This is a genomic window from Thermostichus sp. MS-CIW-23, from assembly GCF_054059455.1.
Window position 1 is genome coordinate 1 of the sequence record NZ_JBSSCC010000019.1, and the last position, 26,384, is coordinate 26,384.

Sequence of the window (26,384 nt, forward strand, 5' to 3'; positions counted from 1 at the left end):
GGGGGTTGTAGACCCAGACAAGTGGCGTGGGGCAGGAATGCCCGACCGCGAGGTAAGGACTCCGTCCTGCTGACGGGAAGGGTGGCCCGCGCTCTATCCACAGGACGAGCGCCGGGAGGATGTCACGCATCCACCCTAGCTCTGGATTAGGAAGGATGGCCAGCGCTTTTGCACAGGCGCAGCAGGGCACAGTCTCAGTACCCTGGTTGATTGAGTCAATGCAGAGGTGGGATCCCTCTGTTGGGATAGCCGTTAGGGAGGCAGGTTCACGATGCAACTGCGAACAGCTCTGCCGCTGTTGTGCCTTTCTCTCTTGGTAGCTGCTTGCCGGCCCGGCGGGCCACCTCGCAGCATGGGGGGTGAAGGGGGCGGAGAAGGCCAACCCACACCAGTGGCCGTCGGCAGGGTAGAGGAACAGCAAATCGAAGAGACTTCAGAGTTCATGGCCAGCCTCGGATCCCAGCAGGTGGCCAGTATCCGCCCTCAGGTCAGTGGACAGGTGACCCAGGTGTTCGTGCAGCTGGGATCCCAGGTGGCTGCCGGAGCCCCTCTCTTTGAGATCGACAGCCGGCAGCAACAGGCGGCGGTGGCCGGCCAAACGGCGGGGATTGCCGCAGCCCAAGCCAACCTGGAGAGCGGCCGGGCCGTGCTCAGCCAGTTGCGGGCGGATCGGATGCGGCTGGAGGCAGCGGCGGAGTTTGCCCGGGAGCAGCACGAGCGCAACCTGCGCCTCTTGGCCGAGGGGGCCATCAGCCAGGCGCAAGCGGATCAATCCAGCCGCGACCTGCGCCAGGCGGAGGCAGCTTTGGCGGCGCAACAGGAGCAGATCCGCGCTCAGGAGGCCGCGATCTTGCGGGCAGAGCGGGAGGTGCAGCGAGCCCAGGCCGAGGCGGAGCGGCAACAGGTGCAACTGCAGTTTTTCCAGGTTACAGCTCCCTTTGCCGGCATTGTGGGGGATGTTTTGGTGCGGCAAGGGGACTACGTGACGCCTCAGACGGTTTTGACCACCTTGACCCAAACCCAGGCGCTGGAGCTCAACCTCAACATCCCGTTGCAGCGGGCCCCCCAGCTGCGCATTGGCACGCCGGTGCAGATCCTGGATAGCCGCGGCGAGGTGATCGGCAGCAGCCAAATCTCTTTCATTGCTCCCGAAGCCAACGCCGCCACGCAATCGGTGCTGGCCAAGGCTCTTCTGGAGAACCCTGCCGGCCAGTTGCGCTCGGCCCAGTTTGTGCGGACTCGGGTCATCTGGGAGGAGCGGCCGGCCTTGCTGGTGCCGGTGACGGCGGTGGCCCGCTTGGGGGCGCAAACCTTTGTCTACACGGTGCAGACAACGGAGCCGCCAGCAGAGGGCATGCCCCCGGGGGCGGTGGCGGTGCAAAGGCCGGTGCAGCTGGGATCCATCTACGGAAACAGCTATGAGGTGCTGGAGGGTTTGGAGGCCAATGAGCCAATTGTGCTGAGCGGCCTGCAGAAAATCCGCGATGGCGCCCCGATTGTCGATGAGGTGCTTTTTCAGCAGAGGATGCAGCCACAAGGGGGAGGGAGACCTCCTGGATCCCCGCCCTAGGTCCTCTCTCTCCGGCGGTTTCCCAACTCAGCTATCCCCTTTCACTCCTCACTGCGCTGGACTATGTTTGTTGACTTTTTCATTCGCCGCCCTGTTTTTGCCAGCGTCTGCTCCATCCTGATCGTGCTGGTGGGGGCGGTGAGCATTCCCCTACTGCCGGTGGACTACTACCCACAGGTGGCGCCGCCAGCGGTGAGGGTGACTGCTGTTTATCCTGGGGCCAACGCCGAGACGGTGGAGACGGCGGTAACCAATGTGCTGGAGCAGGAGATCAACGGCGTCGAGGGTATACGGTCTATCGCCTCGGTGAGCAGCAGCAACGGCACCAGCCAGATCACCGTTACCTTCAGCCCGGATCGGGATCTGGACACGGCGGCTGTGGATGTGCAGAACCGGGTGGCGCGGGCCCAGGGCCGGCTGCCGGCGGAGGTGATCCAAAACGGCATCAGCGTGGAAAAGGCCGGCGACAGCGCCTTTGTGCTGGTGTTGGCGCTGCGCTCAGAGGCGGGGGAATACGACGAGCTGTTTTTGAGCAACTACGCGGAGCTGTTTGTGCGGGATGCTTTGCGGCGCATCCGCGGCGTCAGCGATGTCATCATTTTCGGGGAGCGCACCTATGCCATGCGCATCTGGCTGGATCCGACGCGGCTGGCCAGCTATGGTCTGACAGCTCTGGATGTGGTAAACGCAGTGCGCCAGCAGAATATCCAGGTGCCCGCCGGCCAAATTGGCGGCCAGCCCAGCCCCCCGGATCAGGAGTTTCAGATCAGCGTCCAGGCCACGGGGCGGCTGTCGCAGCCGGAGGAGTTCGCCCAGATCGTTCTCAAGGCCAACGCCGATGGCAGCTTGGTGCGCATTGCCGATGTGGGCCGGGTAGAGCTGGGGGCCCAAAGCTACGATACGTTCTTCCGCATCGGGGGGCAGGAGGCGGTGGGGATCGCCATCACCCAACAACCGGATGCCAACGCCCTAGAGGTGTCGCGGCAGGTGCGGCAGACGTTGGCGCAGCTGGCGGAGAGTTTTCCGCCCGGCTTGATCTACGAGATCCCTTTCGACGCCACCCTGTTCATTACCGAGTCGGTGCAGGAGGTGATTTTTACCCTGCTGCAGGCTATTGCCCTGGTGGTGCTGGTACTGTTCATCTTTTTGCAAGATTGGCGCGTCACCCTCATTCCCACCGTTACAATTCCGGTGGCGCTGCTGGGGACCTTCGCCTTTGTGCGCCTGTTTGGCTTTTCCATCAACACTTTGACTCTGTTCGGCCTCACCCTGGCCACTGGCTTGGTGGTGGACGACACCATTGTGGTGGTGGAGAATATCTCCCGCTACATCCGCGACCGCGGCATGCGGCCTCTGCAGGGGGCCTCGGCGGGGATGAACGAGGTGTTGGGGGCGGTGATCGCCACGACGCTGGTGCTGCTGGGGCTATTTGTGCCTGTTGCTTTCTTTCCTGGCACCAGCGGTCGCATCTACCAGCAGTTTGCCGTCACCATTGCCGTGTCGGTTTCGCTGTCCACGTTTAATGCCATTACCTTGGCTCCGGCTTTGTCGGCGCTGCTAATTCGCCCCCGCTCAGAGCAGATGTTTTGGCTGCTGCGCTGGTTTGACCGCGCCGTGGAAGGGATCCGAGCGGCCTACTGCCGCCTGCTGGAGCTGGTGGTGAAGCTGCGGCTGTTGGTGGTGACGGGGTTTATTGCCTGTTTGGGCCTCACCTACTGGCTGTTCCAAATTGTGCCGACGGGGTTTGTGCCGGATGAGGATCAGGGCTTTTTCATCACCATTGTCCAGGGGCCGCCGGGGGTTTCCCTCAACTATACCGACAGGGTGATCCGGCAGGCCGCCGCTATTTTGGAGGGGATCCCTGAGATCGAAAATCGGGTGATCGTGGGGGGGTTCAGCTTTACCGGGCCCTCGCCGGGGAATGGGCTGATCTTTGCCACCCTCAAGCCCTGGGAAGAGCGGCGGCAACCGGAGCAATCGGCGCAAGCGATTGTCAACCGGCTATTTGGGCCTTTTTTGGGCGGGATCAGCCGCGCATTGGTGATCCCGATCCTGCCGCCGGCCATTCCCAATTTGGGGGTTGCGGGCGGGTTTACTTTCCAGCTTCAGGATCGGGGGGTGAACGATTTCAACCTCTTGGAGCAGACGGCCAACACCCTGTTTTTTGTGGGCAACTCGCCGCCCCCGCCGGGCCAACCCCCCTTGGGCTTGCGGATTAACCCGCCCACCTTCAACGCCAATTCGCCGCAGCTAGAAGTACAGGTGGATCGGGAGATGGCCCAGTTGTTGGGGATCCCTCTGTTGGATGTCTTCGGCACGCTGCAGACGCTGCTGGGGGGCACCTACGTCAATGATTTCGACCTGTTCAACCGCAACTACCGGGTCTATGTGCAGGCGGATCAAGCATTCCGAGGTAACCCGGAAAGCATCGGCCAGTTCTACGTGCGGGGTGGGCAGGGGCAGCTCTTGCCGTTGAGCACCCTGGTTCAGGTGGAGGAGACCACCAGCCCGGCCATCATCAACCACTTCAACCTCTTCCGCTCGGTGGAAATTCAGGGCAGCGCCCTGCCGGGCTTTAGCTCAGGGCAAGCGATTCGGGCTATGGAAACTCTAGCCGCCCAGTTGTTGCCGCAGGGGTTTGGCTTCGAGTGGTCGGGCCTGTCGCTGGAAGAAATCGAGTCGGGAGGACAGGCGCCGCTGATCTTTGCTTTGGGCTCGGTGTTCGTCTTCCTGGTGCTGGCGGCGCAATTTGAGAGCTATGTGGATCCCTTGATCATTTTGTTGGCGGTGCCGCTGGCGGTTCTTGGGGCTCTTTTGGCGCAACTGCTGCGGGGCTTGACCAACGACGTCTTCTGCCAAGTCGGGTTGGTGATGTTGATCGGGCTGGCCAGCAAAAACTCCATCTTGATTGTGGAGTTTGCCAACCAGTTGGTTGCCCAAGGGATCCCCCTGGTTAAGGCTGCAGTGCAGGCGGCAGAGACCCGCTTCCGCGCGATTCTCATGACGGCCTTGAGCACCATACTTGGCATTTTCCCGCTGGCAGTGGCCAGCGGGGCCGGGGCCGCCAGCCGTCAGTCTCTGGGCACGGCGGTGATCGGCGGCATGTTCGTCTCGACAATGCTCAGTTTGCTGGTGGTGCCGGTGCTCTATGTCGTGATCAAGGGGATCCAGGTGCGAATTTTGGGGGGATCCCCTTCACCTGTGGATCTGGCGCATTTGCCGCCGCCGGAGGATCCCAAAGAGGTGCTGCCTGGTGGCGACAGCGTTGGGTAGCAAGAGAGATCTGCTTGCTTCTTCTCTTCTGGCGGAAAAGCGAGTGGGGGAAGGGGGCACCTTTCATCCACCGAGGGCCCTGTCCTCGAGCAGTTCGGACTCGGCTTCGCTGGGCATTTTTTCCCAGAACTGAGCCAGGTGTTGCAGGCCCACAAAGCCCAACTGCCAGAGGATCAAGGCTAGAGGGCCGTGCTGCTGCCGCTGGATCTTCAGGGCCAGAGCCAGTTGTTTGGGCTTGAGGAGCTGTTGCTGCTCAGCAAACTGGCAGAACTGTCGATCCCATTGGCTAAGGGCTTGTAAATCCGGCAGGGTCGGTTCCATAGGTTTGGCTGGGCAGGAAACCCATCGAATTGAAGGAAACCCATCGAATTGAATATTGAATCTCGAGGCTCGGGATCCCCAGTGGAGATCCTGCGGATCCCTTGCAACAGGTTTCTTCCAGGGTATGTGACCACCCAGGCCCTCCCAAGGCCGGTTAGGGCAGAGAGGACTGAGCTTTGTCGCAAAGCTGGCTTATAGATCCTGGCAGGATAGTCTATCCCCAGGGGTCGTCGTCGAAAGGACTATCTGACCAATAGCCACTCTGCTGGGGTGGAGGGGGCTGTTGGGGAAGGGGCGGCGTGTAAGCAGGAGGCGGTGTTGGGATGGGGGTGGGTTTTTCCAGATCCTCAAGTCGAGGCAGGTCGGCGGGCTTGGGCTCGACACCAAGGCTTCTCAGCTTGGCTTGCGTTTCTTGCACTTGCGCATTGAGCTCTTCCAGGTAGGCGCGGTAGTGGTTGGCAGCTTCCAGGTACTGCTTGGCTTTCTTTTCGTTTTCCCGGACGACCGCCTCCAGTTCTTTGGTGCGAACGGTGTAATCGGCCTCTTGATTGGTGAGGTTTTCGATGGCTTGGTTGAGTACAGCCCGCCGTCGCTCCAGTTGGGCTACAATTTCCGACAACTGTCGTTCTCGCTCGCTAAGGCTGCGTTCCCGGTTTTGAGTTTGTTCCAGTTGAAAGCTGGCCTGGCTGAGCTGCTCTCGCAAATACATCACCTGGGGCTCCGTCTCGTTGCGTTCCTGTTGCAACTCAAAGACCCGCGCTTCCAAGTGATCTTTTTCCTGCTGCAACACTTCCCGCTCGTTCAAAAGACGGGTGTAGAGCTGGTTGAGAAAGTCCACCTCCATCACCACTTGGCTAAGCTGAGTGGCGTATTCCCCAACCAAAGCCAACTCCCGAGCGAGGTTTTGGGTTTCACTGGTGGCTTGATCGGTGAAAAACTGGGGAAGTTGGGTGGTTTCTCTGAGGCGTTGGGTAAATTGCTTGAAGCGGAAAGAAAAGTTGCTCGCCATTGCCGGTGCGGTAGCCTCGAAGATCAGGGGAATGCCGATGGTTGGATTTCACAGGGCTTGGATTGCTTCCAATCTAACATTGAGCTACAGCTTTTGCGGAAGCTTGCCTTAGGTGGGATCGGGGGGAGTTTCAGGGGCCAGCATGGCAACTTCCCCAGAGGGATCCCGCTTCTCGGATTCCGGCTGGGGGTTTTCTGCCGCTCTGTTTTTAACCTTGTCTTTTTGGTCTTTCGAGGTGCCTTCTGAATCTTGGCCGGAGATGCGGCGCAACAGCCGTTGCAGGAGTGGGCTGCGGCGATCGCCGATGACGGAGAAGCGGCTTTCGATCTCTTCGACGGGGACGGGATCCATTTGGGCCAGCTCCGGCTCGCTGAGGAGGAGTACCCGTATCGTTGCAATGGGGATCTGCAAGAACAGGTTGGATCCCCAAAATCCAAAGGCAGCTATGGCTAGGCCGGCCAGACGGGTGCCGTTGCCAGGGGTGAGCGGGGCAAAGAGGGGGGCAAAGTCGTAGAGGCGCTCACCGACTTCCAGCATCAGGATTGCCGCCAACAGCGTCAAAATCTTATGTTCGGGGCTGAGGAAGGCGGCCAAGATGCGGCGCTGGTCGGGGGTAAGTTCTTCCGGGGGGACAGAAGCCACCCACACGCTAAAGATGTCAAACGGTTTGCGCCACTGCATAGCAAAGACCGGCCCAATGCCCACTACGGCCACCCAAGCCTGCTCCGCCCCCACCGGCAGGAGGGGATCCCCTGTGGCCAGCCCGATCAGGGTCAGCCCCACCCACAAGGGGAAGAGGAGGATGCCGGCGGCATGGATCCAGAGGAAAGGTTCCTGCCAATGGCTGCGCATGGGGAAGTTCCAAGAGGGACAGGGAAGAGCAGGGCTAGGGGCGAGATTTGTCCACCACTTCCAATTCTGTGAGGCGGAAGGTGACCAATTTATCCCAGTTGCCGCCTTCAAAGAGGACAGCGGCATGGTCGTCGGTAACCCGCTGTACCTGGCCCTCAAAGCAGTAGTAGGTGTCGTTGGGGTTGATGACCCGCACGGCAACGCCGGGGTAGATCGGGGGAAGGGCTTCGAGGAGGGTTGGGGTTGGAGTCGTGTTCACGTTTCAGCTATCCTCTTTTTTTGCAGAAGCTCTGCCTTACTATTATGGGGGAAAGCCCCTCTCTTGCCGAGTCTCCCCCTCGTTGAGCTTCTTCCCACAGCGGTTCGCCGAGGGTTGGGCAATGGCTGAGGTGTGGCTGCCAGCCCGCTAACGGGAAAGGAGCCTGTACTGCAACTTCGACGGTCAACCCAGCTCCCCCTCAAGGCCCCAGACCATGGCTACCGGCGCACAGTCTTCCCCCTCCCAAATCTGGCATGTGTTGGTGATCGATGATGAGCAGGGACGGCGGGCTGTGGCCCTCAGCGCTGCCACCTATTCCATCGGCAGGGATCCCAGCAATGCGATTGTCATCGATTCGGCGGCGGTTTCCCGGCAACACGCGCTGCTGCTGCGGCTACCCCAAAAAGATGGCCAGTATACCTACCGGCTGCTGGACGGCAATATCGAGGGCAAGCGCAGCACCAACGGCGTCTCGGTGAATGGGCAGAGATGTTTGAGCTGGGATCTCAAGGATGGGGATCAGATCCTGTTGGGGAATCAGGTGCGGATGCAGTACTGCATTCGTCGGTTGTCGGACGAAGATTTTCAGCAGTATCTCCAGTCTGTAAGCTTTCGCAGCGTGAAGGCGGAGGTGGTGGATCGACGCTCCACAACACTGCAGCGGTTTGATCCGCCCTCGATGCAGGCGATTTTGCCCCAAGAGGAGACGACGGAGAAGATTGAAGGCGTGAGGCCCCGACGTCGCCATCCGCTGCGGCTGCTGTTCCAGACCCTCTGGGGGCGTTTGAGGGGAAAGCTGAGATAATTTAGCCCTCAGGAATGCCCACCCGTTCTGAGTCTGGGAGCGCTGATGCAGTCTCGTCGGTGCTGTCTTTGCGGTCTTGCTCTGACGCTTCTGCCTGCAAGTCCAGGAGGGAGGGGGAGTTGGCTTCCCCAATCAACACTCCCCGCAGCCAGAGGGGAGCGACAAAGGTGGTGGCAATCACCATGACGATGATGCTGACATCGAGGGCATCGGAGAGAACTCCACTGGCGGCCCCCACACCGGCAAACACCAGGCCCACCTCACCCCGGGGAATCATGCCCACTCCGATGGCGTAGCGGTTGATGCCCGGCTTGCCAAAGGCCCCCAAGCCCGCTGCTAGCTTGCCCACAATGGCAACTCCGATCAAGAAGACGGCAATGATCAGCCCCTCTCGGTTGACGGGGAGGGTGGGGTTGAGTACGGCAAGGTTGGTTTTGGCCCCAACGCAGACGAAGAAGATGGGCACCAGTAGGTCGGAAATGGGCTTGATCTGTTCTTCCAGCTCTTGCCGTTTCTCGGTTTCGGCCAAGATCAGGCCAGCGGCAAAAGCGCCCAAAATCGCTTCTAGATGAATGATTTGCCCTACATAAGCCAGCAGAAAGGCCAGCACAAGGGCGGGCAGAAGGGGGTTACCTCGGGTCTTCAGGCTGTTGAGAAGGGCCACAAAGTAGGGGCTGAGAAGGCGCCCCAAAACAATGGAGCCGACCAAGAAGACGATGGCACTGAGGATGATGATGCCAATATCGGAAAGGTTGACTTCTCCGTTTTTGGCCAAGCCCGCCACCACGGCCAAGATGATGATGCCCAACACGTCATCCAAGACGGCGGCGCCGATGATCACCTGTCCTTCTGGGGAGGTGAGTTTTTGCAGCTCGGCCAAGACGCGGGCGGTGATGCCGATGCTGGTTGCTGTGAGGGCAGCGCCGGCAAATATGGCGGGGATAACGGGCACATGAAACAGGTAGAGCAAGCCCAGGGTTCCGGCCAGGAAAGGCACAGCGACCCCGATGACGGCTACGGCTGCGGCTTGAGGGCCGACCCGCAACAGCTCGGCCAGATCCGACTCGAGGCCGATTTCAAACAAAAGGACGATCACCCCGATCTCGGAGAGGATGTCGATGATCTGGCTTTGGGAGGAGAACACCTGTACCAGGGATCCCTCGTCGAGTCCGGCAGTGGCTTGCAGAAATTGCATCAGTGCTGAGGATTGAGCCAAGGTGTGCAGCTCTTGGCCGGAAACTTGTCCTTCCGGGAAGACAAGCAACCCCAGAGCGGAGGTTCCCACCGTAACGCCCCCCAGCAATTCTCCCAGCACCGGCGGAAAGCCGAGGCGAACGGCGATTTCTCCGGCAATACGGCTGGCCAGATAGATGACCACCAGAGCCATCAGCACCGCCGCCAAGATCAGGGGTAAAAGATTGGCAGCCCCTTCCGGTTCAAGGGGGGCAGCGGCTTCAACAGCAAGCAACACTGAATCTAGGTTGTTCAACAGCAAGATCTCACCCTCAAATGATGAACAGCTTTTTGTCTCGGGCCGGCCCTGGTGGGAACGCTGCCGTTCCCATTCCTTTCGCCCTTCTGCTGGAAGACTGTTACAGAAGCTAACCTCCCTTGGGAACTGTTGGCAACGCCCAGGTAGGCACTCTTATACTCCAGATAATTGATACTTATCTGGAGTATTGTCTCCACAGACGTTCCCATGAGCAGGACGAAGCCCTTACCACTTCCTCTCCTGGAAAACCCCTCAGAACCGGCAATCCAGGACAAGCTGCTCCTCAGGAGGAAGCCTCGCCTTGGCCCGGTGCAGGGTTGGATCCATCCAAATCGGACGGTGGCCCAGACAGATCCAGAGGATTAAAGCGGTTCATGGCTGTCCTCAGTCCCTCTTGCAAGCAGCGCTCCACGGCCTCTACCGCCGTATTCAACACCCGCTCCAGCACCTCTTGTTCTGCAGGCGCAAATCCCCCCAACACATGCCCGACCACATCTTGGCTGCCCCTGGGTTTGCCTACCCCCAAACGCAGCCGCGGAAACCCTTCGCTCCCCAAGTGCTGAATGATGGACTTCATGCCGTTGTGCCCACCGGCAGAACCGGATCCCCGCAGGCGCAGACGACCCAGCGGCAAGTCCATGTCGTCGTACACCACCAGCACAGAGGCGAGATCTAACTTGTACCAATCCAGCACCGCCCGCACCGATTGGCCGGAACGGTTCATGTAGGTTTCCGGCTTGAGCAAGCGCCGCTTTCCTCCCAGGGCAAACCCTTCTCCGTAGCTACCTTGGAATCGCTTCTCCAAAACCAATGGGATCCCCCAGCGCTGCGCCAGCCGATCCACCACCATAAAGCCGCAATTGTGGCGAGTATTGGCGTATTGAGGGCCGGGATTGCCCAAGCCCACAACAAGCTGCAGGGAAATCTCATCTACCTCCTTGGGCTTGACCTGGGTCACAACGTTTCTCGCCTCCTCGAGCTAAAGTAAGGCATCGCTGCTTTGAGTGGTGTTGGCGTGTTTTTGGGCTGCTGGTCGCCCCGAAGGTGTCAGATACCCAGCCGGACTGAGTCGGGACAGCGGTGAGGATCCCTGGGGGCAAATGGCTCGCCGCCCATGACTCTGCCATTGTTTATTGTCAACGCTCATTGTGAACGCTTCTGACCAACCCTGCTATGAGCCTGCCCACCCCCTTCGGTCTTCACCCCAGCACAACCGAATTCGATGCCTCGGATGCCCTGCGCCTCAGCCAGCGTCTGATTCAGGTGGGGATTGCCCTCTCCTCAGAAACGGATCTGCAGCGGCTGCTGGAGTTGATTGTTGCTCAAGCCCGAGAACTGACCCACTGTGATGGGGCCAGCCTTTTTGTCCGAGAGGGGGAGGAACTGCGCTTTTTCGTGGTCAACCGCCATGAGGAGCTGCGGGATCTGCGCCTGCCCCTCAGCCCTTCCAGCATTGTGGGCTATGTGGTGCTCACCGGGGAGAGCCTGAATCTGCCAGATGTCTACCACCTGCCCGCCGATCAGCCCTATGCCTTTAACCCACAGGTGGATCGGCAAACCGGCTATCGCACCCGCTCCTTGCTCACCGTGCCGATGCGGGATCCCTCAGGCAAGATCCTTGGCGCCCTGCAACTGTTGAACCGCCTAAAGCCGGATCACCCCACCCCCCTAGCTCCTGACCAGGTGGCTGAGTGGAGCCAACCTTTTTCTGAGCTGGAAGTCAGCGTGGCAGAAGCCCTAGCCTCCCAGGCGGCGGTTGCCTATCAAAACGTCCAATTGCGGGAAGAGCTCAAATCTGCCCACTTCGAGACCATCTTCTGTCTGTCTCTGGCCGCAGAATACCGGGATCAAGATACCTCCTTTCACCTGAAGCGGATGAGCAACCACTCTCGCATCATCGCCAAGCACTTGGGCCTATCCAGCCATGAGCAAGAGCTGATCTTCTACGCCAGTCCCATGCACGATGTGGGCAAAATCGGGATCCCGGATGCCATCTTGCAAAAGCCGGGGCGTCTGACCCCAGAAGAGCGGCAGATCATGAACCGCCACCCTGAGATCGGCTACGAAATTCTCAGCAAGTCCGACTCCGAGCTGATGCAAAAGAGCGCCATCATCGCCCTTACCCACCACGAGAAGTTCGACGGCAGTGGGTATCCGCGCGGCCTCAAAGGAGAAGGGATCCCTCTAGAAGGGCGGATTGTGGCCTTAGCCGATGTCTTCGATGCCTTGGCCAGCCGTCGCCCCTACAAAGAAGCCTGGGCTTTGAATGAGGTCTTTCAGTTTGTAGAAGACAACAGCGGCAGCCATTTCGACCCGCAAGTGGTGGCCGCCTTTAACCGAGGACGCAGCGAAATTCTGGAAATCTACCACCGCTATCCAGAAACCCGCTAAATCCAGCTCCAGATCAATCAGGGATCCAAGATACCAACCCAGAACATTCAGCTCCAAAGGGATCCATCCCCGCAAACTGCAAAGAAGGGATCCCAGGCCATCCTTTCCGTACAATCCCGCAGAATCTTATGGGCAAAAGGTGGGATCCCAGGGCAAACTGAAGGTGGTCGATTTTCTGCACAAATTACCCCATTGAAGGCCGATCTAGAGCCGACTTTTTGTGTTCCTCTACACATCAGTCTCCAACCCATCTGTACCCAACCTGTGCCGAGGATCCCTGTGATGGCTACCCTGACGAACCCGCCCACTCCCACCCTATCGATCAACACCAAGCTGCGTGACTTGGCCTTGGTGGAGTTTCAGGTGAACGAGTCCACCCCTTGCGAGAATGTGGTGCGCCGCCTGGAAGATGACAGCAGCCTTTCAGGAGTCATCGTGCTGGACGAGCGGTCGCAGGTGCGGGGAATGTTGACCCGCCGCGCCATTTTGGAGTGGATGCTCAGCAAGCCCTACGGCCTGGATGTGTTTTTGAAGCGGCCCATCAGCTCCATGGTAGAGTTCCATAGCCGGGATTTTCTCTTGCTCCCCGGCGACTGCGATGTCATCCAAGCAGCCGACCGAGCTTTCCAACGGCCCGAAGAGACCATCTATGACCCCGTGGTGGTTCAACTGGGATCCCAGGACTACCGCCTTCTCGATGTGCCGGTGTTGTTGGTGGCCCAGGCCCAGGTGCATCTGGCCACCCAGCGCAAGCTACAAGAGCAGCAGGAAGAGATGAAAAGGATCTTGGCAGAGCTGGAGCAGGAAAAAAACCGCAGCCTCCAGTATGCCCGGGATCTGGAGCGGCAAAAAGCCGAGATCCTCAACCAAAACCTGGCCTTAGATATGGAACGCCGGCGGGCCCAACAGCGCTCTGAGGAGCTGGCTCGCCTCAACGCCCGCATCATCGAGATTAGCTCGATCCTCTCGGAGAAGGGCAAATCCACCTTTGCCGCCACCTTTGCTGGGGTAGAAGCGGTGCGCACCCTCTTCCAGGAAATTGCCGACAACAACCAGGAGCTATCCCGCGAACTCAAGGAGATCAACACCATCGTGGATTTGATCGTGGAGGTGGCAGGATACATTCGCCTGCTCTCTTTCAATGCGGCTGTAGAGGCCAACCGCAGCGGTGGTGCCGGTGGCTTTGGAGCCATTGCCCAGGAGATCCGCAAATTGGCGGGACGAACCACCGAGGCCAGCAACCGCATTCGCAGCTTGGCAGATCGCATCCAGCGACAAAGCCAATCCACCCTGCAATCGGCCCAAAGCAGCGCTGAGGTGGTGCAATCCCTTTACCAGCAGGCCCAGTCGGCCCAGTTGGCCCTGGAAGAGCTGCAAACCCTGTTGGAACGAGCCCAGATCTAGCCTCCCTTTTGGGTTTGAGATTCTTTTGGATCTGTCTGATCCCTAAGGTTGCCATGGTGGCTAGGGGTCAACTTTCCCCTCTCGAATCTCATAAGTGTAGAATTGCCCAGCCACGGCAAGGGTTTCAAAGTGGTAGGTGGGCAAGGAGATCCCCAGTGGGCCAAAGTTGAGCAACGACAAATCGGTGGTGTAGAGGCTGAAAAGGATAAAATTCTGCCGGCGGGTTTGGCGCATGAACAGAGCTTCTAGTTCGGGCTGGAGCTCTCGGACAAGGGCATGACATTCCTCGATCAAAGTGACCAAGAAAGACGGGATCTGAGCGCAGTATTCTCGCGTAGCGTAGGCGGCCAGTTGTTGCCCTGCATGGGTTCTGTACTGATACATTCACGCTGAACTCTCCTGAACATGGTTCAGGAAAGAAGCGATCGCATCCTGCCTATCTCTGAGCAGGAAGGCGGTATCCCGCAAAGCCCTGAGGAATACCCCCCGAGCGCTTTCCCCCTTCACTTCCCGGCAACCGTTGCGGTGGACTCAAGGATCAGGGGGAAACTTGGTCTACTATATCCCTCTCAATGACTTTTGCCAAACCGCCTAAAGCTCAGTAAATTCAGCAAAGTTCAGGGTTTTGGGGGTTAGAGGCATGCTCTTCTAAGGTGGGATTGGTGATGGCCAAAGCAGCCACTCCTCCCGCCAAAACCAGCCCGGAAAGCAAGGAAAAGACCTTCAGCATCGCAGCCTCCGAAACCGAATTCTTTATTCTGCTATAGGCTTGAGCCACCTCAACAGGGATCTTTCGGCAGAAGCCAAAGGACTCCGTCCTGCCTCTGGCGGGGTTGTTGCTATGGACAAGGGATCGCAATGCTGTTGCAATGGGAACGGCCAGGAACTGCCCCACAGAAGGGCTCCATCCCTTGATTGAGTTGCCGGCCCACAGGTTAGGATGGGATCCGACGCGCAAACAGCTTGCTGCTCTCTATGGAACTTGCCGATCTAAGACGCACCCTAGAATCGCTCACCTTGCGCCTGAGCAACGCTCAGGACTATCTTTGACCTGCCCCACTTGGAGCAACAGATTGCCATCCTAGAGCAAGAAGCCTCGCAGCCGCAGTTTTGGAATGATGTAGAGGCAGCCCGCCGCCACCTGCAAAAGCTCAACAGCCTCAAGGCCTCCTGGGATCAGGTGCATCGCTGGAAGGATCGCCTGGAAGATGCCGCCAGCGCCCTCGAGCTGCTCCAAGAAGAGCCCGATCCAGAACTCCTAGCCGAGACAGCGGGATCCCTGGCAGTGGTGGAGCGGGAGTTGGGCCAGTGGGAGCTACAGCAACTGCTCTCCGGCCCCTACGACAAAAACGGTGCCATCCTCACCATCACCGCCGGCGCAGGGGGAACCGACGCCCAGGACTGGGCGGAAATGCTCCTGAAAATGTACACCCGCTGGGCCGAAAACCAGGGCTACAAGGTCAGCCTCTCGGAATACTCCGAAGGCGCCGAAGCCGGCATCAAGTCCGCCACCCTGCTGATCGAAGGCCCCTACGCCTATGGGTATCTTTCTGCCGAGAAGGGCAACCACCGCATGGAGCGCATCAGCCCCTTCAACGCCAACGGCAAACGGCAAACCAGCTTTGCTGGCGTAGAGGTGATGCCGATCCTGGAAGAGGAAAGCGAGTATGAGCTGAAGATGGAAGATCTGGAGTTCGAGACCTCCCGCTCGGGTGGAGCAGGTGGCCAAAACGTGAACAAAGTGGAAACAGCAGTGCGGGTGATCCACAAGCCCACCGGCATTGCTGTGCGCTGCACCGAAGAGCGCTCCCAACTGCAAAACAAAGAGCGGGCCATCCAGATCTTGAAGGCCAAGCTGATCGAGATGGAAGAAGAAAAACGCAGACAAAAGCTGGCCGAGATTCGCGGCGAGATGGTGACTCAGGGCTTTGGGGGGCGTATTCGCACCTACACCTTCGATCCCTACAAGCTGATCAAAGATCACCGCACCAACGCCGAAACCTACAATGTCGAGGCCTTTATGAACGGCGAGCCGGAGGAGCTGATGCATTTTATCCAGGCCTATCTGCGGCAGGAATACGCCAAACAACAGGCCGCCGCAGTCTAGGGCCGGCTGTAGCGCTCCCACACCGCCTGCATGAGGGCAGCCCGCTCCTGGGCTGAGAGCTGGGTCAAGGTCAGGGGATCCCCTTCCTGGAAAAACTCCCCTACCCCCCATCCCACGGCCCGGGGAGAGGCGGTTTTGGCTTGCAGGGATCCCGCCCAGGCCAGTCCATGCCAAGCGCCGATGGCAGTCTCCAGCGCAGAAGAAAAAACCAGATCCAGGCCGGGATGTCGGCTGAGATACTCCCGCAGCGCGATGCAGGAGCCCACCAGAGACGGCTTCACCACCAGGATCCCTGTCCATCCTGAGCGATGGATCGCTTGCAACTGCTCCAGGCAGGCCACCGATTCATCCAAAGCAACGGGGGTTTGGTACTGGCGGCTGAGCTCCACCAAATGGGCGTGCTGATCCGGCGGCAGAGGCTGCTCCAAAAACTCAATCTTGCCCGGCGAGGCCTGGTTGAGCCGATCACAAACCATCAGCCACCGGTGGGCCTCCGCAAGCGTTAACCCCCCATTGGCATCCAAACGCAGATGGGATCCTGGTGGCAACCGCTCCAGCCATTGCTCCAGCTTCTCCAACTCCTGCTGCATGGGATCCCTCCCCACCTTGAGCTTGTACACCGACCGCGTGAGTGGGACGGAGTCCTTGTAGGAGTCCTTGTAAGATTCCGGCGGCAGGGTCTCCCCCAAAAGTTCACAGAAAGAGAGTAGAGAGAGATCCTTGTTCAACCAATCGGGATCCCGACAGGCCAGCCAAGCGCCTTCCAACCCAAACCGGCAGGCCGGCAGTGCTTCTGGGATCCCCAAAATATACGCCTCCGACAAAAGAGGGGGCAGCTGCCGACAAAACGCCAGAGCCTGCTCTAAGGTCTCGCTGCCAAACCAAGGGATGGGAGCAATTTCCCCATATCCCTGACAGCCTGTCTCCCGATCTGTAAGTCGGATCAGGATCCCTTCCCGGATAGACCACAGGCCGTGGTGGGTGCGCAGGGGCCGCCGAAAGGGACGCCAGTAGGGGCAAAACGCAAAGGAAAACCGCTTTTCCAGCCGCCCAAGCGGCACGGATCCCTCTTTTTGGGTATCCCCTGCAGATGATCTGCTGTGCCTACCAGCCACAAAAAGCTCAAGCAAGATAAAGAAAGGAAAAACGCCAGTTTTCTCAGAGGGCTGCTATTCAGAAACGATCCCCATCGTTTTCTTGGACATCTCGAGATTGACCCACAATCGTGACCTCAATCCAGAGTTATGGTTACTTCAGGCCAGGTTGAGACACATGGGCTCCTAAAAAAAGCTTTCCGGCACTGCGCATTCAACATTTTCAACATTTTTTATTTAGGTGTTTTATTGAGGTGTGGGCGCAATGTCCCCGTTTGAATCGAAATGGCCATGTTTGCCAGATCTTAGTTTTCCTCATGGTTTGCTCAGCTTAAAACACCAGCTCAACCTCTGCCAAGGCGGCTTCCGGCCCCACCAGAGCAATGGCCGGGGGGGTCAGGTAGGTTTTTGCGGCTTGGTGGAGCTGCTCTGGGGTGAGCTGCCTGACCCCCTGCAAATACTGCCGGTCAAACTCCATGCCCAAGCCCAAAATCTCGTACCAGCCCGCCAGTTGAGCCACCTGGGCATTGGTTTGTTTGCTGAGGGCATACTGGCCCAGAAGTTTGCGCTGCGCCATTTCCACCTCTGCCAGGTCGAGCGGATTGGCCTGCAGACGGTGGATTTCTGCTTGTAGGCGCTCCAGGGCCACCTGGGTGTTCTCTGCTGCAGTGCCCATGTAAACCCCAAAAGGGGCGGGATCCCGGCGGGTGGCAAAAAAAGCCGAGACCTCATAGGCCAGGCCACAGCGCTCCCGCAGTTCCACGAACAGACGGCTGGATAGACCGCTGCCCAAGTAGGTGGCCAACAGTTTCAGGGCCGGATAATCCGCAGAAGCAGCAGGGGATCCGCGAAACCCGATCAAGATCGTCGTCTGCTGAGTGGGCTGGGGCAACCTCAGCAGTTGGGGATCCCTCAGAGGGGGCAGGGGAACATCCCGATCCTCTGGAGAGGGGCCGGGAACAACCCAGTCCCCCAAAGCCGCTTCCACCTGGGCAGCCATTTGCTCCGGCGGCTCTGGGCCGATCACCACCATCACCATTCCATTGGGACGACAGTAGGCCGCGTGATAGGCTACCAAATCCTCGCGGGTCAGGGATCCCACCGTTTCCAGCCGTCCCAACCCCGGCAGAGCGTAGGGATGATCCCCATAGAGGGCTTGTTGCACCTGATCGAAAGCCAAGCTGAAAGGCCGTTCCTGCTGGGCGCGAATGGCTTGCAGCATCAACCCCTGCTCTCGCGCCACCTCCTCTTCAGGAAAACTGGGATCCCGTAATATCTCCGCCAGCAAATCCAGCAGCTCCGGGAAATCGGCAGCCACACAGCGCAGGCTCACCTCGAAAGAGTCGGCAGAACTGTCCACCGATAGCGAGGCCCCCAGCGATTCCACCGCAGCAGCAATGGCCTGGGAGTTGCGCCGATGCGTGCCTTTGGTGAGGACAGCCGCCATCAAGTGGCTCACCCCCGCCTGTTGCGGCCGCTCTGCCCGGCTACCGCCGCGGAAAAAACAGTGGGCAGCCAAGATCTCCACCGTTGGGTTCTGGCCCAGCAACAGCGTGATGCCATTGGCCAAAAGGACGCGCTGTAAACGGCCACGTTGGGTGGCAAGCAGAGCAGAGTTCATGCAGGCAAGGGATCCCGTCCAAAATCCGAAAATCAAGAGTCCGGAGCGCCAAGGCGGCGCTTAACGGCAAGCCAGTTGCAGCTCCGAAGCCGCCGCTGTATCCAGGGCAGTCGGCTTGAGAACGGTGACCACATAGGCCTCCAAAGACAAGTACTGCTGGGCCAATTCCCGGATCTGAGCCGGAGTAAAGGATTGCACCAGCTCCAGGTACTCTTGAATGCGCTGCACCCCGCCCAACGTCTCGTAGTAGCCATAGATGCCCGCCAATTGGCTGGGAGACTCGGCGGAGAACAGAAACTCATGGATGAGCATACGCCGGGTGCGATCCAACTCTGCTTGGCCAATGCCATCCTGCTGCAGCTTTTCAATCTCGTGCAGGATCGTCGCCTCCACCCGCGCCACATCCTTCGGCTCCAGCTGAGCGCCGATACAAAACAGTCCCCCCTCCTTCAACACCAGCGAAGAACAGCCAATGGCCCTCACCCAGCCCCGCTGTTCCCGCAGCAGATGCACCAGCCGCGAAGTACGGCCATCTCCCAGCACAGAAGCCAACATCTCCAGGCCACAGGCTTGCTGCCAATCGTCAATGCCAACAGTAGGCCAGGCCAACTTCAGGCGGGCTTGCTCCAAGCGGGCATGGTCGCTCTCCCGGCGCAGGATCCCTTGGGGACGAGGCTGGGGCGGAATGGGGGGGCTGACCGGTGCTGGCCCGGCGGCAGGGCCGCCAAACTGCTCCTCCACCAAGGCCAACGCCCGCTCGGGATCGATGCCACCCGTCACCACCACCGTCATGGATTCAGGCCGATACCAAGCGCGGTGGTAAGCGCGCATCAGTTCAGGGGTCAGTTGCATCAAGCTTTCCGGTGTGCCCAACACCGGTCGTCCATAGGGATGCTCCCCATAGGCGGTCTGCATCAAAAGCTGATAGGCCGTGTAATCAGGGTTGTCGGCGGCGCGGCGAATTTCCTCCAGAACCACCTGCCGCTCCCGCTCAAACTCTGGATCCGGGATCCCGGCCCGCAAAACCACCTCTGCCAAGTAGGGCAAGGTATCCGCTAGGTCAGCAGCAGCCACCGTAATGTAGTAATGGGTGTAGTCTTGGCCGGTGGCAGCATTGGTAACTCCGCCCCGTCCTTCCACGGCCCAATCCAGCTCACCAGGAGCCAGCCGCTCGCTGCCCTTAAACACCATGTGTTCCAAAAAATGGGATAGGCCCAGCCACTCCGGCGGCTCATGGCGTCCACCTGTCCGTACCCAGACGTCAACGGTTACAGAATCGGCAATGGGGATGGGATGAACGATAACGCCTAGCCCGTTGCTCAGTCGGTGGGTGTAGGCGGGCAAGAGACGAGGAAAGCGGTTCAAAATTCTTAACTGATGGAGAACAGTCTTAATTGTAGATGGAGAAGGGCTCCGGGAAATAGTATCTGAGACTACTTTTCTCGGCCTTCTCTCCCCACCTTGCAGATCCCAACCCCTTTTGTGGTAGAGGGAGAACCTAGGTACCTTGGGCTGCTCCCTGTCCAGACATCCCCCTAAGGCTCATTGCGCAGATCCGGGGATCCCTGCCAAGCCAGACTGGGGGATCCCTCTCCGGCCAGATTGTCCTCCACCTGAAATCCAGGGGGCCATTCTTCGCTATCGCGCACCCGCTGCACCACCTCTTGGGGCAGCACGACCCCCAACTGCCGGGCAGCCATGGCCACCACATCCCCCCGGTCGATCAAGCCAGCAATGGCGCCGGTGGGCGTGAAAACCAAAATGCGGCGGGGTTCTGCCTGGCGCATCATCTGAATTACCTGGGGAATGGGGGTCTCTTCTCGTACCCCCTGCAGTTGCTCCATCGGCTTGAGAATAGCCTTGAGGGTGAGGCGATCCCACTGGCTGCGCTCGATGTCGTTGAGCAATTCTGGCCTGACCAGCCCACGGTAGCGGCCATCTTCCTCAGCAAAATAAACGTCCGCCGGTTGAGTTGGGGCTTCCGGCCTGAGAGAAGAAGGCACCAGATAGCGATCCACAAACTCCCGCAGGCTCATGTTCGCGTCCAAAACCCGAAACTGGCGGGTCATCACATCTGCAGCTTTCAGGCGGGCCAGCACCTGCTGCAGTTGCGCGTACTGGCTGTAGCGGCGGGCGGTGTTCAAAATAAACAGGCCGATCAACCCCACCCAGAGGCCGTTGAGGCTCCCCCAAAATACCACCAGCAGACCTAGCCCCACCAAACCCCAGCCCACCCCCTGGCCGGCTCGGGCCGCCCACAGCATACCCTTTTGCCGATCCCCTGTCCAACCCCAGATGGCCGCCTTGAGCATTTGCCCCCCATCCAGAGGCAGGCCCGGCAGCAGGTTAAACAGGGCAATCGTCAGGTTGATGGCAGCCAAGCTGGTGAGGGTTGAGGCCAGCATCGACTCCGGCACAGCCCAAGCCCGGGCCACGCTGAAGAAAACAAACAGACCCAAGCTGAGGAGAGGGCCTGCCACCGCCACGCAAAAAGCCCCAAGGGGGCGGGGAACTTCCCGCTCAATCGCCGCCATACCCCCAAAAATAAATAGGGTTATCGAGTTAACCCGTACCCCATAGGCGCGGGCCACCAAGCTGTGGGCCAACTCATGGGCCAGCAGAGAAAGAAACAACCCCATCGCCGTCAACACCCCGTAGGAGAGCACCAGCAGGAGGGCCGCCGGGAACCAGGTGTAGTCGATGAAAAAGGGGATCCCCCACAAGCTACCGATGCGCAGGCGACTGGTCATGACGATACAACTCCTTACACAGCTCTCACTGGGGAGAAGGCCCAGGAAGGTGCCGTTGAAGACGACAAGCAGCCCCTTAACTTGGGATCCCTCTCCTCCACTGTAGCCCCTCTGCCGGGCCTTCCGTTCCCTTGCGGCTCCCCCGGCAGACAGCGGGCCTGCCCTATCCCTAGAGGCTCTTAAAGATCTTCTCAGAGCACAACACTACCTACAACACCGGATCCCTGAAGATTGTGATAACGTGGTTGGACATTGGGTCGGCGGGGTTGCCAACCGGCGCTCAAGAGTTGGAACTACCGAGCTTTGCAGGAGGGGTGTGGCTATGGTGTGGATTTCGTCCCACTCAGGCGAACAGAGCGAAGAAGTGCAGGGACTTGATCCCGCCCAGACGATGGGAGCCGCGCCTCCAGGCGAGTTTCCGGCCACAGCCCCGGCGGCCAGCCCGGTGTTCTACCGCACCTACAGCCGTCGCCGCCCAGATGGCAGCCGCGAGACTTGGAGCGAGGTTTGCGATCGCACCTTGGCCGATATTGCCCGGTTGGGGCGCTTCACCCCTCAGGAGCGGCAGTTGGTAGAACGTCTGCAGCGGCAGTTGAAGGCGTTGATCTCCGGTCGAGCCTTGTGGGTGATGGGCACCGACTGGATCCAGAAGCCGGAAAACTTCTCCGGCGCCTACAACTGCACCAGCACCACCGTGGTGGACTGGCAGGCTTTTGGCCTGATGATGGATCTGGCCATGATGGGCTGCGGCACGGGAGCGGTGCTGGAACCCCAGTTCATCCGCCAGTTGCCCCCCATTGTCAACCGCCTGCGGGTTCACGTGAAGGGATCCATCGGCGCCACCCCTCCCGAAGAGCGGCAGGAACACACCCGCATCCACCGGCAGGGATCCCAGGTGCACATCCAGGTGGGGGACAGCCGCCGCGGCTGGGTGGATTCGTACCAAGCGCTGCTGGAGCTGGCCTCGGATCCCGGCTTTGGCGGTCAGGTGGACGTGACGGTAGATCTGAGCGATATCCGCCCTGCCGGCGAGAGGCTAAAAGGGTTTGGGGGCGTAGCCAACCCCATTAAGCTGCCCGGCTTGTACGAGCGCTGTGCCGCCATCCTCAACAGGGCAGTAGGGCGGCAGTTGAACTCCGTGGAATGCTGCCTGCTCATTGACGAGGCGGCGGTGGTGGTGGTGGCGGGAAACATTCGTCGTAGCGCTGGCATTCGTCAGTTTGCTGCCGACGACCAGCTGGGATCCACCGCCAAAGACAACTTGTGGCAGCAGGACGAAAACGGCAACTGGAGAATTGACCCCGAGCGAGATGCCCTGCGCATGGCCAACCACACGCGGGTGTTTCACCGCAAGCCGACGCGGGAAGAATGTGTTGAGGCCGTGCGGAAGCAGTTTTACTCAGGCGAGGGGGCCATCCAGTGGGCCGGGGAAGCCGTAGCACGGGCCAATTGCGACCTTATCCCACCCGACCTAAAACCCGACTTTCTCAAAGCCTATGAGGCAGGAACGGCCCGAGAATGGCTAAAGGGACGGGATCCCTCCCTAGGGGAAGAGGAACTTCAGGATCGCCTGTGGCGCTATGGGCTGAACCCCTGCGTGACAGCCGATACCTGGGTGCACACGGGCGATGGGCCGCGCCAGGTGAGAGACCTGATTGGGAAGCAGCACAGCACCTATGTCAATGGAGAACTATTCAGTACCACACCGGAGGGGTTCTTCTACTCCGGTACCAAGCCTGTGCTGAAGCTTTTGACCAAGGAAGGGTTCTCTCTGCGGCTGACAGGCAACCATCGGGTTCTCAAAGTCACCGCTCAAACCCAAAAGGCACAATACACCGAGTGGGTACCGGCAGAAAGCCTACAACCGGGCGACCGCATCCTGCTGCACAACCATCGCGATCTCACCCCGTGGGATGGGGCGGGTACCTGGGAAGAAGGCTGGCTTTTGGGGAATTTGCTGGGTGACGGTAGCCTTACGGCAACCCCGTGGAACGACACGGCTTTATTACGCTATTGGCAAGATACCCAAGCCGAAATGAGCCAGTATGCGATTCAGCTTTTGCAAACGGCAGTGGGTTACGAGCCCCGCCAGCCAGAGGCATATCACTATGCGCAGCTTGGGTTGCGGGTTATCGGCTCCAGGGGGTTGGCAAAACTGGCGGCCCAGTTCGGCATGAGGCCCGGACAAAAGCAGATGACAGAGGCGCTCGAAGCCACCAGCTTCCAGTTTCATCGAGGCTTCTTGTGCGGGCTCTTTGATGCGGATGGCAGCGTGCAAGGTAATCAGGAGAAAGGGGTTAGCGTGCGGCTCTCTCAAAGCCATCTGGGTACCCTCAAAGCGGTTCAGCGCATGCTGGCGCGGCTGGGCATCATTGCAGTTTTGTATGAGAATCGCCGTCCTGCTGGATATCGCCTGCTGCCGAACAGTGCTCGCCAACCTGCACCATACGCTTGCAAAGCCCAGCACGAATTGGTTATTGCCAACGACAACTTGCATCTGTTCCAGGAATGGGTCGGCTTTCGGGAACCGCACAAAGCCCAAAAGCTAGAGGCACTGCTGAATGGCTACAAGCGCCAGCTCAACCGAGAGCGGTTTGCTGTGACGGTTGCTGCCCTTGAGGCAGACGGGGTAGAGCCGGTGTATGACTGTACTGTCCCCGGCCCAGCGTGCTTTGATGCCAATGGGTTTGTTGTCCACAACTGTGGCGAGATTATTGGCCACACATTCCATTGCAACTTGGCCGAGATCCACCTCAACCGTTTGGATCCCCACAACCGGCAAGAGCAAGAGGAAGCCTTCACGGCGGGAGCCCTCACGGTGGCAGCCCTACTCCACCACCGCTTTGTGGAACCCCGCTTTCAGCGTTCGCGGGAATGGGATCCCATCGTCGGCGTCTCGTTCACAGGCCTGTTCGACTTTTGCGTCAAAGCCTTTGGGGTTGAATGGCTGCGCTGGTGGCAGGAAGGGAGACCCGATACCCCCATCGGGAAGGAATTCAAGCAGCAGGAGCGGGAATACCTCAGCCGCTGGAAGGAGATCGTCCACCGCGTGGTGTGGGACTACTGCGACCGCCACAGCCTGCGCCGCCCCAACCGCTGCACCACGGTTCAGCCCGCCGGCACCAAGTCGCTGCTCACCAACGCCTCTCCCGGCTGGCACCCGCCCAAAGCCCAACGCTACATCCGCCGCATCACCTTTGCCAAAAATGACCCGGTGGCGCTGGCCTGTCTGGACTATGGCTACTCGGTGGTACCTGCTCAGGCGGACAAAGATGAAAACGGGAACTTGCTCAACGACCCCTTTGATCCCCGCTGTACCGAATGGCTGGTGGAACTGCCTGTGGAAGTAGAATGGGCCAACCTGCCCGGTGCTGGCCAGATCGAGATCGAGCAATTCTCGGCCCTGGCCCAGTTTGACTTCTATATGCAGGTTCAGAAGTACTACACCACCCACAACACCTCCGCCACCATCGAGCTGCGGGAGGACGAGGTGGAAGCTCTGGGATCCCGTATCTACGAAGCCATCCGCGACGACGAGGGCTACATCAGCGCAGCGCTGCTGGCCCGCTTCGATGCCCCCTTCCCCCGCCTGCCTTTTGAGAAAATCGACAAGCCCACCTACGAACGACTGGTGGCCGAGGTCAAAAAGAGACGGCGGACAGATAACTTCTTCGCGGCCCTGGCCCGCTACGACCGCAACTTTACCTTGGCAGCAGAGGGGCCGGCAGGGTGTGACGCTCTGGGGTGTCTGTTGCCAGATTCGGCGCCTCAGAGCTAGTTCCCCAAAAGGGTTCCCCCTGCTGCCGACCAACCCCATCGGATGCAAAGGCGCGACCGAGCTCCCTGCTGTGATACCTTTGTAGGGACTCCTCACAACCCCAGGGATCCCTTCTGCCCTTGGAATCGGCCCCATGCAAGACGAAAAAGACACGCTTCGCCAACAGCTTCTCACCCTGCAAAGCGAGGCCCTCGCCCAAGTGGAACAAGCTGACGGTCTGGAGGCTCTGGAACAGATCCGCATCGACTACCTGGGCAAGAAAGGTAAGCTCTCCAAAATCTTGGGGGGGATGGGGAAGTTGCCCCCAGAAGAACGGCCTGCCATCGGCGCTTTGGCCAACACCTTTAAAGAGGCCCTCCAATCCAGTCTGGAGCAGCGCAAACAGGCCCTTGGTGAAGCTCAACTGCTGGCCCGCCTAGAAGCAGAGCGCCTGGATGTCACTATGCCCGGGCCCCGTCGGCCTCTGGGGCGGATCCATCCGCTGCAGGCCACCATCGACCGCATGCTCGATATCTTTGTGGGCATGGGCTACACCGTGGTGCATGGGCCTGAGCTCGAGACGGAGTACTACAACTTCGAGGCCCTCAACACCCCTGCCGACCATCCGGCGCGGGATATGCAGGATACCCTCTACCTGGCCAATGGCTACCTGATGCGTACCCAAACCTCCTCGGTGCAGGTGCGCTACATGGAGCAACACCAGCCGCCGCTGCGCATTGTGCATGCCGGTCGGGTGATGCGCCGCGATACCGTGGATGCCACCCACTCCGCCGTGTTTCACCAGATGGAAATTTTGGCGGTGGGCGAGAACCTCACCTTTTCCGACCTGAAGGGCACCCTCAACACGTTCATCACCCGCCTATTGGGCAAGCGAGAAACCCGCTTTCGGCCCAGCTATTTTCCCTTTACCGAGCCTTCTGCTGAGATGGACGTGCGCTTTGGCTCGAAATGGCTGGAAATCTTCGGCTGCGGCATGGTGGATCCCAATGTATTTCAAGCGGTGGGCTACGACCCGGAGCGCTACACCGGATTTGCGGCAGGGATCGGCATTGAGCGGATGGCCATGCTCCTCCACGGCATTCAGGATATCCGCCTGTTTTATACCAGCGACCTGCGCTTTCTGTCTCAGTTTTAGGTGGCTATCTTATCTGAGGAACAAAACCCTCGTCCTGAGCCCTGCAAGACCTTCAGAAAACCCTCTTTCAGGAAAAGGTTTGCTTGTAGATCAACTGCAATTGTTCTAGCTCATCTTGGCGGGCAGCACGGCGCAGCAGGCGCATTTGCTCTTCGATGAGCTGGCGAGCCTCATTACGGCTAATCGGATCGAAGACCAACTCCTCCATGGCAGCAGGATCCCCGCTGTTATCCGGCGGCCTGAAGTAAACCCGAAAAAAGAGCCTTTGGGCGTAGAGAGTGGTGAAGAGAGCCTGATTTTCGTCGACCTGACACAGGCTGTAGAGCAGACCAAATGTGGGGTGATTCAGATACAACTCATTCATGCCCAATAGCGTATCACTCTTGGGGGAGAGGAGAGACTTTTCTTCCCGGTCGGTGCCAGAGAAAGTTCTGGAAATGATGTGGCTATGGCTCTTGAGACCAAGGGCTTAAATCACAAGTTCCGCCCAGCTCGATTTTGGCTGTTGCGACTGGATTCAACA

General features: G+C 59.4%; 21 protein-coding genes. 8 read left to right on the forward strand and 13 right to left on the reverse strand.

Features of this window, described 5'->3' with window-relative positions:
- The first annotated feature begins 271 nt into the window (after positions 1 to 271).
- Both ACVW0B_RS08210 and ACVW0B_RS08215 read left to right on the forward strand, forming a co-directional pair.
- Positions 272 to 1,570, forward strand: coding sequence for an efflux RND transporter periplasmic adaptor subunit (locus tag ACVW0B_RS08210; RefSeq protein ID WP_457387460.1), 1,299 nt, complete (start codon positions 272 to 274; stop codon positions 1,568 to 1,570).
- 63 nt (positions 1,571 to 1,633) lie between these two features.
- Entirely contained in the window at positions 1,634 to 4,843 is a 3,210-nt protein-coding gene (locus ACVW0B_RS08215) for an efflux RND transporter permease subunit (protein ID WP_457491426.1), read from the forward strand.
- 63 nt (positions 4,844 to 4,906) lie between these two features.
- Here the strand turns inward: ACVW0B_RS08215 and ACVW0B_RS08220 are convergent, their stop codons facing one another.
- The 4 genes from ACVW0B_RS08220 to ACVW0B_RS08235 all read right to left on the reverse strand — a co-directional run bounded on the left by ACVW0B_RS08220 (position 4,907) and on the right by ACVW0B_RS08235 (position 7,284).
- Positions 4,907 to 5,164, reverse strand: a complete 258-nt coding sequence (locus tag ACVW0B_RS08220; RefSeq protein WP_414406717.1) for a DUF2949 domain-containing protein — start codon at positions 5,162 to 5,164, stop codon at positions 4,907 to 4,909.
- Positions 5,165 to 5,378: 214 nt separating this feature from the next.
- Positions 5,379 to 6,173, reverse strand: a complete 795-nt coding sequence (locus tag ACVW0B_RS08225; protein ID WP_414390040.1) for a hypothetical protein — start codon at positions 6,171 to 6,173, stop codon at positions 5,379 to 5,381.
- Positions 6,174 to 6,281: 108 nt separating this feature from the next.
- Entirely contained in the window at positions 6,282 to 7,025 is a 744-nt protein-coding gene (locus ACVW0B_RS08230) for a low-complexity tail membrane protein (protein WP_457491427.1), read from the reverse strand.
- Between the two features lie 34 nt (positions 7,026 to 7,059).
- Positions 7,060 to 7,284, reverse strand: coding sequence for an NAD(P)H dehydrogenase subunit NdhS (locus ACVW0B_RS08235; protein ID WP_414375012.1), 225 nt, complete (start codon positions 7,282 to 7,284; stop codon positions 7,060 to 7,062).
- 214 nt (positions 7,285 to 7,498) lie between these two features.
- Here ACVW0B_RS08235 and ACVW0B_RS08240 point away from each other — a divergent pair, with 214 nt between their 5' ends.
- Positions 7,499 to 8,089, forward strand: coding sequence for an FHA domain-containing protein (locus ACVW0B_RS08240; protein ID WP_457491428.1), 591 nt, complete (start codon positions 7,499 to 7,501; stop codon positions 8,087 to 8,089).
- Between the two features lies 1 nt (position 8,090).
- Here the strand turns inward: ACVW0B_RS08240 and ACVW0B_RS08245 are convergent, their stop codons facing one another.
- Together ACVW0B_RS08245 and pth are read right to left on the reverse strand one after the other, a co-directional pair.
- Complete coding sequence (locus ACVW0B_RS08245) at positions 8,091 to 9,578, reverse strand: cation:proton antiporter (RefSeq protein ID WP_457491429.1); 1,488 nt, start codon at positions 9,576 to 9,578, stop codon at positions 8,091 to 8,093.
- Positions 9,579 to 9,864: 286 nt separating this feature from the next.
- Entirely contained in the window at positions 9,865 to 10,539 is a 675-nt protein-coding gene (gene pth / locus ACVW0B_RS08250; RefSeq protein ID WP_457491430.1) for an aminoacyl-tRNA hydrolase, read from the reverse strand.
- Positions 10,540 to 10,754: 215 nt separating this feature from the next.
- Between pth and ACVW0B_RS08255 the strand changes: the two genes are divergently transcribed.
- Positions 10,755 to 11,972: an HD domain-containing phosphohydrolase gene (locus ACVW0B_RS08255; RefSeq protein ID WP_457491431.1), complete on the forward strand. Its 1,218-nt coding sequence runs from the start codon at positions 10,755 to 10,757 to the stop codon at positions 11,970 to 11,972.
- Positions 11,973 to 12,254: 282 nt separating this feature from the next.
- A complete protein-coding gene (locus ACVW0B_RS08260) occupies positions 12,255 to 13,376 on the forward strand; it encodes a methyl-accepting chemotaxis protein (protein WP_457491432.1) in 1,122 nt (373 codons plus the stop codon).
- A 60-nt stretch (positions 13,377 to 13,436) separates the two neighbouring features.
- Here ACVW0B_RS08260 and ACVW0B_RS08265 read toward each other — a convergent pair whose 3' ends face one another.
- The gene (locus ACVW0B_RS08265; RefSeq protein ID WP_457491433.1) at positions 13,437 to 13,760 is read right to left on the reverse strand and encodes a DUF4359 domain-containing protein; all 324 of its coding nucleotides are present in this window, start codon (positions 13,758 to 13,760) and stop codon (positions 13,437 to 13,439) included.
- A 223-nt stretch (positions 13,761 to 13,983) separates the two neighbouring features.
- Positions 13,984 to 14,106 carry a hypothetical protein gene (locus ACVW0B_RS08270; RefSeq protein WP_414349965.1) on the reverse strand — a complete coding sequence of 41 codons (123 nt, stop codon included), beginning with the start codon at positions 14,104 to 14,106 and terminating at the stop codon, positions 13,984 to 13,986.
- A gap of 245 nt (positions 14,107 to 14,351) precedes the next feature.
- Here ACVW0B_RS08270 and prfB point away from each other — a divergent pair.
- A protein-coding gene (gene prfB, locus ACVW0B_RS08275) for a peptide chain release factor 2 (protein WP_414344353.1) occupies positions 14,352 to 15,483 on the forward strand; the annotation gives its coding sequence in 2 pieces (ribosomal slippage) (positions 14,352 to 14,423 and positions 14,425 to 15,483; 1,131 coding nt in all).
- On the opposite strand, the gene ACVW0B_RS08280 is transcribed toward prfB, so the two are convergent.
- The 4 genes from ACVW0B_RS08280 to ACVW0B_RS08295 form a co-directional block, all read right to left on the reverse strand.
- The gene (locus ACVW0B_RS08280; RefSeq protein ID WP_457491434.1) at positions 15,480 to 16,544 is read right to left on the reverse strand and encodes an o-succinylbenzoate synthase; all 1,065 of its coding nucleotides are present in this window, start codon (positions 16,542 to 16,544) and stop codon (positions 15,480 to 15,482) included. The two genes, prfB and ACVW0B_RS08280, sit on opposite strands and share 4 nt — an antisense overlap.
- Before the next feature lie 364 nt (positions 16,545 to 16,908).
- Positions 16,909 to 18,198 (reverse strand): M16 family metallopeptidase, encoded by a 1,290-nt coding sequence (locus ACVW0B_RS08285; RefSeq protein WP_457491435.1) that lies wholly within the window; start codon positions 18,196 to 18,198, stop codon positions 16,909 to 16,911.
- A gap of 60 nt (positions 18,199 to 18,258) precedes the next feature.
- On the reverse strand, positions 18,259 to 19,563 hold the full coding sequence (locus tag ACVW0B_RS08290) for a M16 family metallopeptidase (protein WP_457491436.1): 1,305 nt from the start codon (positions 19,561 to 19,563) through the stop codon (positions 18,259 to 18,261).
- Between the two features lie 170 nt (positions 19,564 to 19,733).
- Entirely contained in the window at positions 19,734 to 20,948 is a 1,215-nt protein-coding gene (locus ACVW0B_RS08295) for a site-2 protease family protein (protein WP_457384075.1), read from the reverse strand.
- Between the two features lie 391 nt (positions 20,949 to 21,339).
- Here ACVW0B_RS08295 and nrdJ point away from each other — a divergent pair, with 391 nt between their 5' ends.
- A complete protein-coding gene (nrdJ, locus tag ACVW0B_RS08300) occupies positions 21,340 to 24,726 on the forward strand; it encodes a ribonucleoside-triphosphate reductase, adenosylcobalamin-dependent (RefSeq protein ID WP_457491449.1) in 3,387 nt (1,128 codons plus the stop codon).
- 133 nt (positions 24,727 to 24,859) lie between these two features.
- The gene (gene pheS / locus ACVW0B_RS08305) at positions 24,860 to 25,861 is read left to right on the forward strand and encodes a phenylalanine--tRNA ligase subunit alpha (protein WP_011432376.1); all 1,002 of its coding nucleotides are present in this window, start codon (positions 24,860 to 24,862) and stop codon (positions 25,859 to 25,861) included.
- A gap of 67 nt (positions 25,862 to 25,928) precedes the next feature.
- Here the strand turns inward: pheS and ACVW0B_RS08310 are convergent, their stop codons facing one another.
- Positions 25,929 to 26,225: a PipX family protein gene (locus tag ACVW0B_RS08310; protein ID WP_011432377.1), complete on the reverse strand. Its 297-nt coding sequence runs from the start codon at positions 26,223 to 26,225 to the stop codon at positions 25,929 to 25,931.
- Positions 26,226 to 26,384: the final 159 nt, after the last annotated feature.